14 protein-coding genes and 1 tRNA gene are annotated in these 13,624 nt (G+C 61.9%); 9 read left to right on the forward strand and 6 right to left on the reverse strand.

What is annotated here, in order from left to right:
- Window positions 1-18 precede the first annotated feature (18 nt).
- A tRNA-Val gene (locus tag GTW25_RS04650) sits at window positions 19-93 on the reverse strand.
- 70 nt (window positions 94-163) lie between these two features.
- Window positions 164-865: a phosphoglycolate phosphatase gene (locus GTW25_RS04655; protein ID WP_252910805.1), complete on the reverse strand. Its 702-nt coding sequence runs from the start codon at window positions 863-865 to the stop codon at window positions 164-166.
- 127 nt (window positions 866-992) lie between these two features.
- Between GTW25_RS04655 and rpiA the strand changes: the two genes are divergently transcribed.
- The 3 genes from rpiA to gor all read left to right on the forward strand — a co-directional run bounded on the left by rpiA (window position 993) and on the right by gor (window position 3,745).
- Window positions 993-1,688 (forward strand): ribose-5-phosphate isomerase RpiA, encoded by a 696-nt coding sequence (rpiA, locus tag GTW25_RS04660; protein WP_252910806.1) that lies wholly within the window; start codon window positions 993-995, stop codon window positions 1,686-1,688.
- Between the two features lie 28 nt (window positions 1,689-1,716).
- The gene (locus GTW25_RS04665; RefSeq protein ID WP_252910807.1) at window positions 1,717-2,247 is read left to right on the forward strand and encodes a DUF2059 domain-containing protein; all 531 of its coding nucleotides are present in this window, start codon (window positions 1,717-1,719) and stop codon (window positions 2,245-2,247) included.
- A 106-nt stretch (window positions 2,248-2,353) separates the two neighbouring features.
- On the forward strand, window positions 2,354-3,745 hold the full coding sequence (gor, locus tag GTW25_RS04670; RefSeq protein ID WP_252910808.1) for a glutathione-disulfide reductase: 1,392 nt from the start codon (window positions 2,354-2,356) through the stop codon (window positions 3,743-3,745).
- A gap of 9 nt (window positions 3,746-3,754) precedes the next feature.
- On the opposite strand, the gene GTW25_RS04675 is transcribed toward gor, so the two are convergent.
- Complete coding sequence (locus GTW25_RS04675; protein WP_252910809.1) at window positions 3,755-4,486, reverse strand: hypothetical protein; 732 nt, start codon at window positions 4,484-4,486, stop codon at window positions 3,755-3,757.
- Window positions 4,487-4,661: 175 nt separating this feature from the next.
- Between GTW25_RS04675 and GTW25_RS04680 the strand changes: the two genes are divergently transcribed.
- Both GTW25_RS04680 and GTW25_RS04685 read left to right on the forward strand, forming a co-directional pair.
- Window positions 4,662-6,038, forward strand: coding sequence for a class II 3-deoxy-7-phosphoheptulonate synthase (locus tag GTW25_RS04680; protein ID WP_252910810.1), 1,377 nt, complete (start codon window positions 4,662-4,664; stop codon window positions 6,036-6,038).
- Window positions 6,039-6,049: 11 nt separating this feature from the next.
- Entirely contained in the window at window positions 6,050-7,279 is a 1,230-nt protein-coding gene (locus GTW25_RS04685; protein WP_252910811.1) for an FAD-dependent oxidoreductase, read from the forward strand.
- Here GTW25_RS04685 and GTW25_RS04690 read toward each other — a convergent pair.
- Complete coding sequence (locus GTW25_RS04690) at window positions 7,199-8,173, reverse strand: lipid kinase (protein WP_308206227.1); 975 nt, start codon at window positions 8,171-8,173, stop codon at window positions 7,199-7,201. The two genes, GTW25_RS04685 and GTW25_RS04690, sit on opposite strands and share 81 nt — an antisense overlap.
- Window positions 8,174-8,340: 167 nt before the next feature.
- Here GTW25_RS04690 and GTW25_RS04695 point away from each other — a divergent pair, with 167 nt between their 5' ends.
- Together GTW25_RS04695 and GTW25_RS04700 are read left to right on the forward strand one after the other, a co-directional pair.
- Window positions 8,341-8,745 carry a GFA family protein gene (locus GTW25_RS04695; protein WP_308206228.1) on the forward strand — a complete coding sequence of 135 codons (405 nt, stop codon included), beginning with the start codon at window positions 8,341-8,343 and terminating at the stop codon, window positions 8,743-8,745.
- Window positions 8,746-8,781: 36 nt separating this feature from the next.
- Window positions 8,782-9,378 carry a hemerythrin domain-containing protein gene (locus GTW25_RS04700; protein ID WP_252910812.1) on the forward strand — a complete coding sequence of 199 codons (597 nt, stop codon included), beginning with the start codon at window positions 8,782-8,784 and terminating at the stop codon, window positions 9,376-9,378.
- Here the strand turns inward: GTW25_RS04700 and GTW25_RS04705 are convergent.
- Window positions 9,332-9,922 carry a DedA family protein gene (locus GTW25_RS04705; protein ID WP_252910813.1) on the reverse strand — a complete coding sequence of 197 codons (591 nt, stop codon included), beginning with the start codon at window positions 9,920-9,922 and terminating at the stop codon, window positions 9,332-9,334. The genes GTW25_RS04700 and GTW25_RS04705 overlap by 47 nt on opposite strands.
- Window positions 9,919-10,467, reverse strand: coding sequence for a DUF1003 domain-containing protein (locus tag GTW25_RS04710; RefSeq protein WP_252910814.1), 549 nt, complete (start codon window positions 10,465-10,467; stop codon window positions 9,919-9,921). The genes GTW25_RS04705 and GTW25_RS04710 overlap by 4 nt, the downstream gene beginning before the upstream one ends.
- Window positions 10,468-10,571: 104 nt before the next feature.
- Here GTW25_RS04710 and GTW25_RS04715 point away from each other — a divergent pair, with 104 nt between their 5' ends.
- Together GTW25_RS04715 and gltX are read left to right on the forward strand one after the other, a co-directional pair.
- Entirely contained in the window at window positions 10,572-12,248 is a 1,677-nt protein-coding gene (locus GTW25_RS04715) for an NAD+ synthase (RefSeq protein ID WP_252910815.1), read from the forward strand.
- Between the two features lie 2 nt (window positions 12,249-12,250).
- The gene (gltX, locus tag GTW25_RS04720; protein ID WP_252910816.1) at window positions 12,251-13,624 is read left to right on the forward strand and encodes a glutamate--tRNA ligase; all 1,374 of its coding nucleotides are present in this window, start codon (window positions 12,251-12,253) and stop codon (window positions 13,622-13,624) included.

Below are 13,624 nucleotides of genomic sequence, written 5' to 3' on the forward strand. Positions count from 1 at the left end.
TATATTACGCTTAAAAAATGGTGGGCGCGACAGGGATTGAACCTGTGACCCTTCGCGTGTGAAGCGAATGCTCTCCCGCTGAGCTACGCGCCCTCGAACTGACGTTCGAAGATGCCCGGCGAACCGGACGTGGCCCGCGTATAGGGGCAAGCGGCAGCGTCCGTCAAGCGGTCTTGATCGGCCGTCCCGCTGCCGCCGCGATCAGCCTGTCGGCAAGGTCCACCGTCAGTTCGTCATAGTGCGAGATGATGTGCGACGGCTCGAATTCACGGACGTGCCGGTCGGTGTATCCGAAATCGACGGCGACCACGGGGATGCCGGCGGCTTGCGCAGTCCTGATGTCCGTTTCGGAATCTCCGACCATAACCGCACGAGAGGGATCGCCGCCTGCGCGTGCGATCGTTTCCAGCAGATGCCGTGGATCGGGCTTGCGGAAGGCGAACGTATCCTGGCCGCAAATGGCTCGGAAACGCTCATGGAGGCCAAGGCCGGTCAGAAGCGTCACGGACATGACCTCGAATTTGTTGGTGCAAACCGCAGTCAGATAGCCGGCCGCCTCGAATCGGTCCAACGCATCCACGACACCTGCATAGGGTTTCGATTCGCCCGGCATGCCATTGGTGTAATGTTCGAGAAAAACGTCGAGCAGTTCCTTGAGGCGCTCGTCGGACAGAACGCGCTGTTTCGCGGCGTAGGCGCGCTCGATCATGACCTTGCCGCCCATGCCGACATAGCGAAGCAATTCGGCATGGTCGGACACGGAAAGGCCGTCCATCGCCAGCGAATGGTTGAGACTAGCCATCAGGTCCGGGGCCGTGTCGACCAGCGTTCCGTCGAGATCGAAGACGATGATGGGGGCTGTCATGGAAGTCTCGTTGCGTGTTTCCGTTGCGGCGGGTCTATCTCCTGACCCATGTGCGCGCAAGACATCGGGACCGGTTTGCCTGTGAGAGTGAAGATGCTAAACGGCCTTCACGAACAGGGAATTTCATATGGACGCAAGAGCGCTGAAAATCGAAGCGGCACGGATCGCACTTTCACATGTCGAGCGGGGCATGAAGCTTGGCATCGGATCGGGCTCGACGGCGGAGGAATTCGTTCGCCTGCTGGCGGTTCGCGTTTCCGAAGGGCTCGAGATCATCGGGGTTCCGACGTCCGAGCGCACGGCGCAGCTTTGCCGGGAACTCGGCGTTCCGCTCGCAACGCTCGACGAGGAACCGGCGCTCGACCTGACGATCGACGGCGCCGACGAGATCGGGCCGGGCCTGTCGCTCGTCAAAGGCGGCGGCGGCGCGCTGTTGCGTGAGAAGATCGTGGCGTATGCCTCGAACCGTATGATCGTGATCGCGGATGTCTCGAAAGTGGTCGAGAATCTCGGGCGCTTTCCCTTGCCGATAGAGGTGAACGCCTTCGGACTTCGCGCATCGCAACTCGCGATCGAGGAGGCATGCCGCGCGCTTGGTCTTTCCGGCGGTCTGGTGCTGCGAAAGCGCGACGGCGAGCCGTTCGTGACCGATGGCGGACATCTGATCCTCGACGCATCTTTTGGCCGTATTCCCGATCCACTGGCATTGTCGGATGCGCTCCATGCGATTCCGGGCGTTGTGGAGCATGGCCTTTTCCTGCAAATGGCCGATCTGGCGGTCGTGGCCGAACCGGATGGCGTAAAGACAATCGACGGCCTTTGAGCGCCGCTCAAGAAGGAGATTTTCCAAGATGACGTTGAAATATGCAGGCATGGCGTTCGCGGCGGCGCTTTCGGTCACGTTCGGGTTCAATACGGCCGCGCTCGCGCAGGACGTATCCCCCAGTCATTTGAGCGCGGCGCGCGCGGCTGTCGGCGCCATCGGAGCCACCGACGAGTTCGACGATATCCTGCCGCAGGCGGCGCTGATGCTGAAAGGCGAACTCACCCAGAACAATCCTGATCAGGCGCAGCTGATCAGCACGACGGTGGACGAAAAGGCGCTCGGTCTGGCGGCGCGCCGATCGGACCTCGAAAACGAGGCGGCGACGGCATTCGCACGCGTCTTCAGCGAAGAAGAACTGACGGCCATCACGGAATTCTACAATTCAGAAACAGGCCGAAAGCTGATCGAGGAAGGCCCGGTTGTCACGCGCGAGGTTCTGCAAGCCGCAAATATCTGGCAGTCCGGCATCCTGCGCGATCTTGCCTCGGCCGTGACCACGGAACTGCAAGGGGAATTGCCCAATCCCGTCGAAGGGACACCGGCGCCGCAGCAGTAAGGCGCCGTTGCGCCTTCTCGACAAAGCCCGGCCTGTCCGGGCTTTTCTTTTTCCGGTCGCGCACCTATTCCTTCGTCCGTCGCATATCCCGCAGAAAGGTTGATCCATGACCCGCTATGACTACGACCTTTTCGTCATCGGTGGCGGATCGGGAGGCGTACGGGCAGGGCGTGTCGCCGCCTCCCTCGGCAAGAAAGTGGCAATCGCCGAGGAGTACCGGTTCGGCGGCACATGCGTGATCAGGGGCTGCGTACCGAAGAAGCTTTTCGTCTATGCGTCGCAATTCTCCGAACATTTCGAGGACGCGGCCGGATATGGCTGGACGGTCGGAGAGCGCAGCTTTGACTGGAAGACGCTCATTGAAAACAAGGACCGCGAGATCGCGCGGCTCGAAGGGCTCTACCGCAAGGGGCTCGACAATGCCGGCGCCACGATCTTTGACAGCCGCGCCGTGCTTGAGGACGCCCACACGGTCAGGATCGTCGCTGAAGATCGCACGGTTACCGCCGAAACGATCCTTATCGCGACCGGTGGACACCCAAGCCTTCACCCGGCCCTGCCGGGGTCGGAACATTGCATCACCTCCAACGAGGCGTTTCATCTCGAGGAACTGCCGAAAGCCATAGTCATCGCCGGCGGCGGCTATATCGGCGTCGAATTCGCGAACATCTTCCACGGGCTCGGCGTCGAAACGACGCTAGTCTACCGCGGCAAGGAGATCTTGAGTCGTTTCGACAAGGACTTGCGGACGGCTCTTCACGTCGAGATGGAAGCAAAGGGCATCAAGATTCTTTGCGGGGAAATCTTCTCGAAGATCGAGAGACGAGCGGACGGCAGGTTGGACGCGTATACGAGCGCGGATCGCGTGCTGACGGCCGACCAGATCATGCTGGCCATCGGGCGCAAGCCCAACACGGATGGGCTGGGCCTCGACAAGGCAGGCGTCAAAACCGGTCTGAAGGGCGAAATCGTCGTCGACCGATATTCGCGCACCAATGTCGAGAACATCTATGCCGTCGGCGACGTTACCGACCGAGTGCAACTCACGCCCGTCGCGATCCATGAGGCAATGTGTTTCGTCGATACCGTCTATCGCGGCAAGCCGACGAGCCCGGATCACGAGACGGTCGCCACCGCCGTCTTCTCGCAGCCCGAACTCGGCACTGTGGGCCTGTCGGAAGAGGATGCGGCGAAGGCATATGCCGAACTCGATATCTACATGGCGACCTTCCGGCCGATGCGCCACGCGCTTTCGGGCCGGATGGAGAAGATGGTGATGAAACTCGTCGTGGACGCGGCGACGCGAAAGGTCGTCGGCGCGCATGTGCTTGGCGTCGACGCGGGCGAGATGGCGCAATTGCTTGGGATCGCGGTCAAAGCGGGGCTGACGAAGGAGGATTTCGACCGCACGGCGGCCGTTCATCCGACTGCGGCGGAAGAGCTCGTGACCATGTACCAGCCGAGCTACCGGGTGAAGGATGGCAAGCGGGTCGATTAGCAGCGACCGCTAATCCGGGTCGGCAAGGATCGCCCTGTAGAAAGCCTCGTTCGTCACGTCCCCGGCGCGGAGCAGCCGGACATCGCCTTCATGCTTGACGGCGATGAGATCGTAATCGCTGAACGCCAGAATACTGTCACAGGGCAGCCGCTCGTCCGATACGGTGACGAGCCCGGCATCGCCCCGGCAGCGAAAGTCCCGCTGGGACTGCGACCCGAGTGGACCATAGAATATCCCGGCCGTTGCACATACCGAAAGTATCACGATCCAGCGCCAGGGCGCTTTCAGGTTGAAGGCAAACGGCAGCAGGACGATGGCGGCAAGCACCGCGAGAATGATCGCGGCCAGCTCGATTTCGGCGGATGCGATCAGGGTCAGAGCGACGACGGTCATGATCGGCGCATACCAGGAAAGGAAGCGGCGGCGCGCCAATGCGATCCTGGCAGCGCGGGCAAGATTTGCGAAAGACCGGTGTTTCAATGTGTGCGAGCGGCTGGCGCGCCATTGCAGCAAGACGTAGACGGGCACGGTGAGGCGGAAGGTTTGCCACACAAACAGGCCCGCGAATATATGCAGGCTGAAGAGTTCAGCCGTACGCAGTTCGGGAATGTCAAGTATCGAGCCTGCAATGCCGCCGACCGTGTAGACGAGAGCGCCCACGAGGCACAAGAGTATCGGCGCGCCGGGCGAGGTGACATTTGAAGATCGCGCCGAACTGCTTGCGGCCGTTTCTGACGTCAATCGACGATCCCTTTCATCTCATATTTTTCATTCTACTTGAAAGCGCTGCACGCAAAACCGGCAAGAAGCACTCATTCATGCCGCTTCGCGAACTGGAAACAGGCAGGTTCATGGTGTAACCATCATCTGCGACGACGCAAGCAACGTCGTGAACCGAAAATTTGCAGGTGCGATCATGACGAAGTGGACCCCGAATTCCTGGCGCGGCATGCCGATCAGCCAAGTTCCGGCCTATCCGGACGCGGCAGCTCTGGCGGATACCGAAAAGCAGCTTGCCAGCTATCCGCCGCTCGTTTTTGCAGGTGAAGCGCGCAAGCTGAAAAAGCAGCTCGCCGCCGTTTCCGCCGGCGAAGGGTTCGTGCTTCAGGGCGGCGACTGTGCCGAGAGCTTTGCCGAGCATGGCGCCGACAACATCCGCGACTTCTTCCGCGTCTTTCTCCAGATGGCGGTCGTTCTGACATTCGGCGGCGCGCAGCCTGTGGTGAAGGTGGGACGCATCGCGGGCCAGTTCGCCAAGCCGCGCTCGTCGGATACGGAGACAAAAGATGGTGTATCCCTGCCGAGCTATCGCGGCGACATCATCAACGGCATCGAGTTCACGCCCGAGGCGCGCATGCCCGATCCGGCGCGCCAGCGCATGGCCTACCGCCAGTCGGCCGCGACGCTCAACCTTCTGCGCGCCTTCGCGCAGGGCGGCTATGCGAGCCTTGAGAATGTGCATCAGTGGATGCTCGGCTTCGTGTCCGACAGCCCGCAGGCCGAGCGCTATCAGGCGCTGGCGCAGCGCATTTCCGAAACGGTCGATTTCATGCGCGCTGTCGGAATTACGTCCGAAAGCCATCCGGCGCTGCGCGAGACCGATTTCTACACCAGCCACGAGGCGCTTCTGCTCGGCTATGAAGAGGCGATGACGCGCGTCGATTCGACCAGCGGCGATTGGTACGCGACGTCCGGCCACATGATCTGGATCGGCGACCGCACCCGCCAGCCTGACCATGCCCATGTCGAATATTGCCGGGGAATCAAGAACCCGCTCGGCCTGAAATGCGGACCGTCGATGACGCCGGACGGGTTGATCCGCCTGATTGACCTGCTCAATCCGCAAAACGAGGCGGGACGCCTGACGCTGATCGCCCGTTTCGGCTCCGAAGCCGTGGGTGAGCATCTGCCGAAGCTCATCCGCGCGGTCGAGAAGGAGGGGCGCAAGGTGGTGTGGTCGTGCGATCCGATGCATGGCAACACCGTCACCGCGGCGGGCTACAAGACCCGGCCGTTCGACCGCATCTTGCGGGAGGTCCAGTCCTTCTTCGAGGTGCACCAGGCCGAAGGCACCCATGCGGGCGGCATTCATGTCGAAATGACCGGCAAGAACGTCACCGAATGCACCGGCGGCGCGCGCGCGGTTCGCGACGAGGATTTGCAGGACCGCTATCACACGCATTGCGACCCGCGCCTCAACGCGGATCAGGCGCTCGAACTGGCGTTCCTCGTCAGCGAGTTCCTGAACAAGAAAAAGCACGGCACGCCTCACAAGGCCGCCGTCAACGCCTGAGGTGGATTTGAATGGCTCCCTCGGCGATCCGCACGACGTGCTGCATCGCCGGCGGTGGGCCGGCTGGGATGATGCTCGGCCTGCTTTTGGCGCGGGCCGGCATCGACGTCGTGGTTGTCGAGAAGCACGCCGACTTTCTGCGCGATTTTCGTGGCGACACGCTGCATCCCTCCACGCTGGAGGTGATTCATGAACTCGGTTTTCTGGACGGGCTTCTGAAACTGCCGCATCAGCGAATCGAAGAAATTTCGGCGGAAACAGGTGGCCGCAGTTATGGCGTTGCCGACTTCCGTCATCTGCCGGTCACCTGTCCGGCGATCGTCCTGATGCCCCAATGGGACTTTCTCGATTTTCTGAAGCGGAAAGCCGAACTCTATCCGAACTTCCGCTGCCTGATGGGCTGCAACGCGGTGAGCCTTGATTTCCATGACGGACGTATCGTCGGGCTCGAGGCGGATCATGGCGGCGAGCGACTGGCGATCCAGGCCAGCCTCATCGTCGCGGCGGATGGCCGTCGCTCCGAATTGCGCGGCGCAGCAGGGCTCGAGGTCGAAACGCTGGGCGCGCCCATCGACGTCATGTGGTTTCGGGTATCGCGCAAGCAGTCGGATACCAACGCGACAGCGGGCAGGTTCGACGATGGCGGAGTTTTCGTCAGGATTTATCGCGGCGACTACTGGCAATGTGGCTATGTGGTCAAAAAAGGCGAAGCCGACACCGTCATGGGGCAGGGGATCGACGCATTTCGCGCTGCGGTTGCCGCCTTGACGCCCTTCGACGATGAACGGCTGAGGCGCGATCTGCCCGATTTCTCAGCCGTCAGCGTACTCTCGGTCGCCGTCGATCGGTTGCGGCGATGGCATCGGCCGGGCTTTTTGTGCATCGGTGATGCCGCCCACGCGATGTCGCCGGTGGGCGGCGTCGGCATCAATCTGGCCATTCAGGACGCCGTAGCGACGGCTAATCTTCTTTCCGGTCGGCTGGCTTCCGGCACGGTCACTGACGCCGATCTCGAAAAGGTTCAAGCCCGCCGGTTCTTTCCAACACGGCTGACGCAAGCCGCGCAGGTCGTCGTCCAGAACCGCATCCTGTCGCCGACATTGAGCGGTGCACGGGCAGCTACGGCTCCCTTGCCGCTTCGGCTGCTCGGCCGGTTTTCGCTACTGCGCCGCATTCCCGCGCGCCTCGTCGGCATGGGCGTGCGCCCCGAGCATGTGCGCTCGCCCAAGGCTGGCGGATAGATCGTCATGGGCCGACTGCACCGGCGCGAAGATCGATACGGCGCCCGGATGCACCTTGAAATGAGCGGGCGTCGCCGTGACGATCTCGCCATCTGTGTTCACGGGCATCGGTTTTTCCGTCTCCACGTCGAACTCGATGCAGCGCGCGGTGCGCACTTCGTTCCAAGCGCCATGGCGACCGGCGCGAAAGGAGCGCATCATCAGCGCCAGCTTCCACACATTCGAAAGTTCGAGGCTGTAAAGGTCGAGCGTGCCGTCGTCGATCTCGGCCGTCGCCTCGACGACGTTTCCGCCGCCATAGTGACGGCCGTTGCCGACAGCGATCTGGTATGTGGACACCTTGATGGTCTGGCCCTTTTCCGCGATCTTCGCCTTGAACGGGCGCGCATTGGTCAGAACACGGCCCGCCGCGACCGCATAGCCGAGTCGGCCCCAGCGCTTTTTCGTTTGCGGATCGAGGCTTTGCGCAAGTTCCGTCGACAATCCGATGCTTGCCACGTTGAAGAAGGCATGCCCGTTGACCGTGCCGAGATCGACCTTGCGCGAATGACCGGACGCGATCACGTCGGCGGCCTGCAGCAGATCCATGGGAATGCCAAGCGTGCGGGCCAGATCGTTCGCCGTTCCCATCGGCATGATGCCCATCGGCAATCCGCTTTCCATCACCGCGACGGCGGCGGACGAGACCGTTCCATCGCCGCCGCATACCACGACGAGGTCGGCGGCCTCGCGCAGGCGAACGACGTCGCGCGCGAGTTCGGGAAGTGCATCGAACGGTTCGACCACGACATCCAGCCCGCCAGCACGCAGCCTTGCCAGAATGGGCTCGACGGGCTCGCCGCCGCGTCGCGCTTTCGTATTGATGAGGAACAGTGCTCTTTTACGGTGTTTCACCTTGGGCAGTCCTTAAAATTGTTTGCTGCCCCCCGGAAGCTTCGGCGAGATAGGTATGCTGTTGCGGCATTGCCAGTATTTCGCAACGCTTTACGTTCGATTGAACCGAATGCGATGGCGAAAGCGTCCCGCTCATGCCAGATCGGGCCAGTTAGCGGGGATTGCAGATGATGAGAAAAGGAAGCTGTCTATGCGGTGCCGTGCGCTTTGAGGCCGAAGGGTCGGTCAGGCCCGTCGTCTTTTGCCATTGCACGCAATGCCGCAAACAGAGTGGTCACTTCTATGCGACCACCAGCGTCGCCGACGCGCATCTGTCGGTGGATGGTCGTGAAAACGTGACATGGTTCGCCGCTTCGGCAACTGCCAGGCGCGGGTTTTGCAATCGATGCGGTTCGGCGCTGTTTTGGAAGGGCAATGGCCGCGACGTCACCTCCATTCTTGCCGGCGCTTTCGACGAACCGGCCGAACTCGTAGCTGCATGTCATATCTTCACCGCGGACAAAGGCGGTTACTACGAAATCGAGGACCATCTGCGCCAATATCCGCATGAATGGGACGGCGCGACGGACTGACTGGCGCGATCCACCCACACCGCCTATCTGTGCGCCATGTCAAATCGTGCTGAAATCGATCCCGCGCTTCTACTGGAGCGAAGGCAGGGCCTGCCGGACGATCTGCGGGTCCTTCTGGAAAACTATCCCCGCGAGGACTGGTCCGCGCATCCGAACGTGCATGGCCTGGCGTCGATGTGGCTCCAGCGGCACGATATGTTCCGGGAACTCGGCGGCATTTTGACGGCCGCGATCGGCGATTATCGTGAGGGTCGAACCGATGCGCGGCAATTCGCACAGATATTCGCGCCGCGCCTCAACTTCTTTCTTGGTCAGCTCGATGGTCATCACAACATCGAGGATCACCACTACTTTCCCATTTTCGCGCGGGCCGAAAGCCGCCTGACGCGCGGGTTCGACATTCTTGATTCGGACCATCACCTGATCCACGACGCGCTCGACATGAATTCGCAGACGGCGAACGCATTTCTGCAGGCGCTGCAAGGCGACGGCGACACGCAGCGCTACGCGGCGGACGCCTATGCCGACCAGAATGCCAGGCTCGTCGCCATGCTCGCCCGGCATCTCGACGATGAAGAGGATTTGATCATCCCGCTGATCCTCGATCGCGGTGACCGCGAGTTCGGCGGCTGATCAGCGTGAATGCTAGGGCGCAGGCGGCCATAAGGAGGGCGGCGGCGATGAGTTTTTCATGAGTGCGCAATTCGCCGCCCACGAAACGCTCCACCCCAAGCCCGACGAAATAGCCAAGCCCCACGAACAGAAGCGTCCATAGAGCGCAGGATACGGCACTGACGATCATGTAACGGGCAACCGGGATGCCCGATAGTCCGGCCGTGACCGCGCCGATGGTGCGCATTCCGTAGACGTAGCGGTTGAAGAACACGAAACTGGTGGGATGCGCGTTCACAAGCCGCGCGGCCCTTGCAAAGCCGGGACGGTCCCGAAGCTTGCCGACGAATGGATGGCTCGCCCATCGCCGCCCGGCCAGGAACATCGCCGTGTCGCCGGCAAGCGCGCCGGTGAAGACGGCCGGGAATGTGCCGACGACGTCGACGAGATTCTGATGTACGAGAAAGCCGGCAACGAGGGCGGCCGTCTCGCCTTCGAACACGCAGCCGATGAAAACGGCAAGAAGCCCGAACCGTCCGATAAGGTCGGTTATGAGGTCGCTCATCGAGGTTCGAGCCTGCCTTCGATCCGCTCAAGGGCCGTTGTCAGTCGCGAGATGCTTTCGTGCAGAAGGGCAATTTCCCGGTCGCGCATTTCATCGAGCTTTTCGTGAAGCGCCATGATTTCCAGTTCCGCCTTGAGGTTGACGGCGTAATCATGTTCGGCCTCCAGCCGGTCGCGGGCGCTCTGGCGGTTCTGCGACATCATGATTACCGGGGCCTGCAAGGCCGCGATCATCGACAAGATGAGATTGAGGAAGATGAACGGGTAGGGATCGAACGCATCGCGGGTCAGCATGATCGTGTTGGCGATTGTCCAGACCATGAGAAATGCGATGAACCCGAGAATGAAGCTCCAGGATCCCCCGAAACGGGCGACCGTATCGGCGATGCGATCGCCCATCGAGAGTCGCGTATCGAAGCTTTCGTTCTGGTTGCGGCTGATGGAGCGGCGTTCGGCGGCCGATTTGAGAATGCGGCTTTCGAGCTCGGTCGGCTTGCGGCCTTCGCGCTTCGTCCATCGCCTTGCAAGTTCGTCGAGCGTTACCATCGATCGTCCATTCGTGCGGGGCCGGGTCCAATGAAGAATGCATGCCGGCACGCTCGCCCGCAAGCGCGGTTGCCGTCCGTTTCGCGCCGCGCTAAACGAGCCGCATGAGCCAGACGCCAGACATTCTCCGTATCGCCGTCGCGCAGTTGAATCCAACGGTCGGCGACATCGCCGGCAATTTGGCCAAAGCGCGCGAGGCGCGGGCGGATGCGGCTCGTCAGGGAGCCGATCTCGTCCTCTTCACCGAACTGTTCATCGCCGGCTATCCGCCCGAGGATCTGGTGCTCAAGAAGGCTTTCGTTGCGGCCTGCGAAAAGGCCGTCGGCGACATTGCGGCCGACACGGGCGATGGTGGACCGGGAATCGTCATCGGCACGCCGGTAAAGCGGGCAAGCGGCCTCCACAATGCGGTCGTCGTCGCCGATGGCGGCAAGATCATCGCCGAGCGCTTCAAACTCGACCTTCCCAATTACGGCGAGTTCGACGAAAAGCGGGTGTTCCAGCCCGGACCGGATATGCCGGGGCCGGTGAACTTTCGCGGCGTGCGGCTTGGAATTCCGATCTGCGAGGATATCTGGGGCGAACTCGGCGTCAGCGAGACGCTGGCGGAGGTGGGTGCTGAAATCCTGCTCGTGCCGAACGGTTCGCCCTATTATCGCGGCAAACAGGATGTGCGTCAGCAGGTCGTGATCCGGCAAGTGATCGAGAGCGGTCTTCCGATGATCTACGCGAACCAGCTCGGCGGGCAGGACGAACTGGTCTTCGACGGCGCGTCCTTCGCTATCAATGCCGACAAGTCGCTCGCCTTCCAGATGAGCCCGTTCGAGGAGACGCTCGCCGTCACGACCTGGGCGCGGGAAGGGGACGGCTGGCGCTGCACAGGCGGACCGCGTTCGCTGATACCTGACGCGCAGGAGGCCGACTATCGCGCCTGCATGCTCGGCCTGCGCGACTATGTGAACAAGAACGGCTTCAGGGACGTCGTCCTCGGTCTCTCGGGCGGCATCGATTCGGCGATCTGCGCGGCGCTGGCGGTCGACGCGCTCGGCGAAGAGCGGGTGCGCACGATCATGATGCCGTATCGCTACACGTCCGAAGGTTCGCTCAGGGACGCCGAGGACTGCGCGCGCGCGCTCGGCTGCCGCTACGACATCGTGCCCATCGCCGAGCCGGTCGAAGGATTTTCGCAGGTACTCGCGCCCCTGTTCGCCGGAACGAACGAGGGTGTCACGGAAGAAAATCTGCAAAGCCGGGCGCGCGGCACGATCCTGATGGCGGTGTCCAACAAGTTCGGCTCGATGGTCGTGACGACTGGCAACAAGTCGGAAATGTCGGTCGGTTACGCCACGCTTTACGGCGACATGAATGGCGGCTTCAACCCCATCAAGGACCTCTACAAGATGCAGGTCTACGGTCTGTCGCGCTGGCGAAACGGCACCGTTCCGCCCGGAGCGCTCGGCCCGTCCGGGCAGGTCATTCCGCCAAACATCATCGACAAGGCGCCATCGGCGGAACTTCGACCCGACCAGACGGATCAGGATTCGCTGCCGCCCTATCCTGTGCTCGACGATATTCTGGAATCGCTCGTCGAGAACGAGTTGAGCGTCGACGAGATCGTCGCGCGCGGCCACGACCGCGACCTCGTCCACCGGATCGAACACCTGCTCTACATCGCCGAATACAAGCGCCGGCAGGCCGCGCCCGGCGTGAAGATCACCCGCAAGAATTTCGGCCGCGACCGGCGCTATCCGATCACCAACCGTTTTCGAGATAGGACCTGAACATGACCGTCACCGTCCGTTTCGCGCCGTCGCCGACCGGCCATATCCATATCGGCAATGCGCGCACCGCGCTTTTCAATTGGCTGTTCGCAAACAAGGCGAACGGGCGGTTTATTCTGCGCTTCGATGACACCGATGTTGCGCGATCCCGGCAGGAATATGCCGATCAAATCCAGAAGGATCTGTTCTGGCTCGGCATCAAGCCGGACGTGACCGCTCACCAGTCGTCCCGCTTCGTCACTTACGAAGCCGCGGTCGAGACGCTGAAGGCGAAAGGCGTACTTTATCCCTGCTACGAGACGCCGGACGAATTGGAGCGCAAGCGCCGGTTGCGCCTTTCCCGCCGTTTGCCGCCGGTCTATGGCCGCGAAGCGTTGAAGCTGACGGATGGGGAAAAGAAGGCGTTCAAGGCCGAAGGGCGCAAGCCGCACTGGCGCTTTCTCCTGCCCAATTTCGCGGCCGATCCGTTCGCGCCGCAGCGCACCGAAGTTCACTGGGACGACGTTGTACGCGGGCCGCAGACCGTCGATCTCGCCTCCATGTCCGATCCGGTTCTGGTGCGCGAGGATGGTACCTATCTCTACACGCTGCCGTCCGTCGCGGATGATATCGAGATGGGCGTCACTCACGTCATTCGCGGCGACGACCATGTCACGAATACCGGAGCGCAAATCGCGTTGTTCAAGGCGCTGGACGCCGAGCAGCCCGCCTTTGGCCACCACAATCTCCTGACCACCAGCACCGGTGAGGGGCTGTCGAAGCGCACCGGCTCGCTGTCCATCAAGGGATTGCGCGAGGCCGGGATCGAGCCTTTGGCGGTTGCGTCTTTGGCCGTGCTGATCGGAACCTCGGAGAGTGTTGCAGCCGTTTATTCGCTGGACGAACTCGTGCAGCGCTTCGAGCCGACCGCCACATCGAAATCGGCATCCAAATTCGATCCCGCCGATCTGGACGGCCTCAATCGCGACATTTTGCACGCCATGCCTTTCGCAACGGCCAAGCCGCGCTTGGCCGAACTCGGCATCGAGGGTGAAAAGGCAGAGCCGTTCTGGCTTTGCGTTCGCGGCAATCTCGACCGTTTCGCAGATGCAGCCGAGTGGTGGACAATTATCTCCAAGAAGGGCCGGCCGGCTACGGAATTTTCTGCCGAGGATGAGGCGTTTCTGGCACAGGCTTTCGCCGAATTGCCGCCCGAGCCTTGGGACCAGATGACGTGGAAGGTGTGGACCGACCGCGTCAAGCAGGTCACGGGCCGCAAGGGGAAGACGCTGTTCATGCCCTTGCGACTGGCTCTTACCGGACGCGACTCCGGACCGGAGCTTGCGAATTTTCTGCCGCTTTTGGGCGTCGAGGAAACGCAGGCCCGACGCCCCTGA

Source organism: Aliihoeflea aestuarii, assembly GCF_024105665.1.
In the GTDB taxonomy this organism is placed as follows: domain Bacteria; phylum Pseudomonadota; class Alphaproteobacteria; order Rhizobiales; family Rhizobiaceae; genus Aliihoeflea; species Aliihoeflea aestuarii.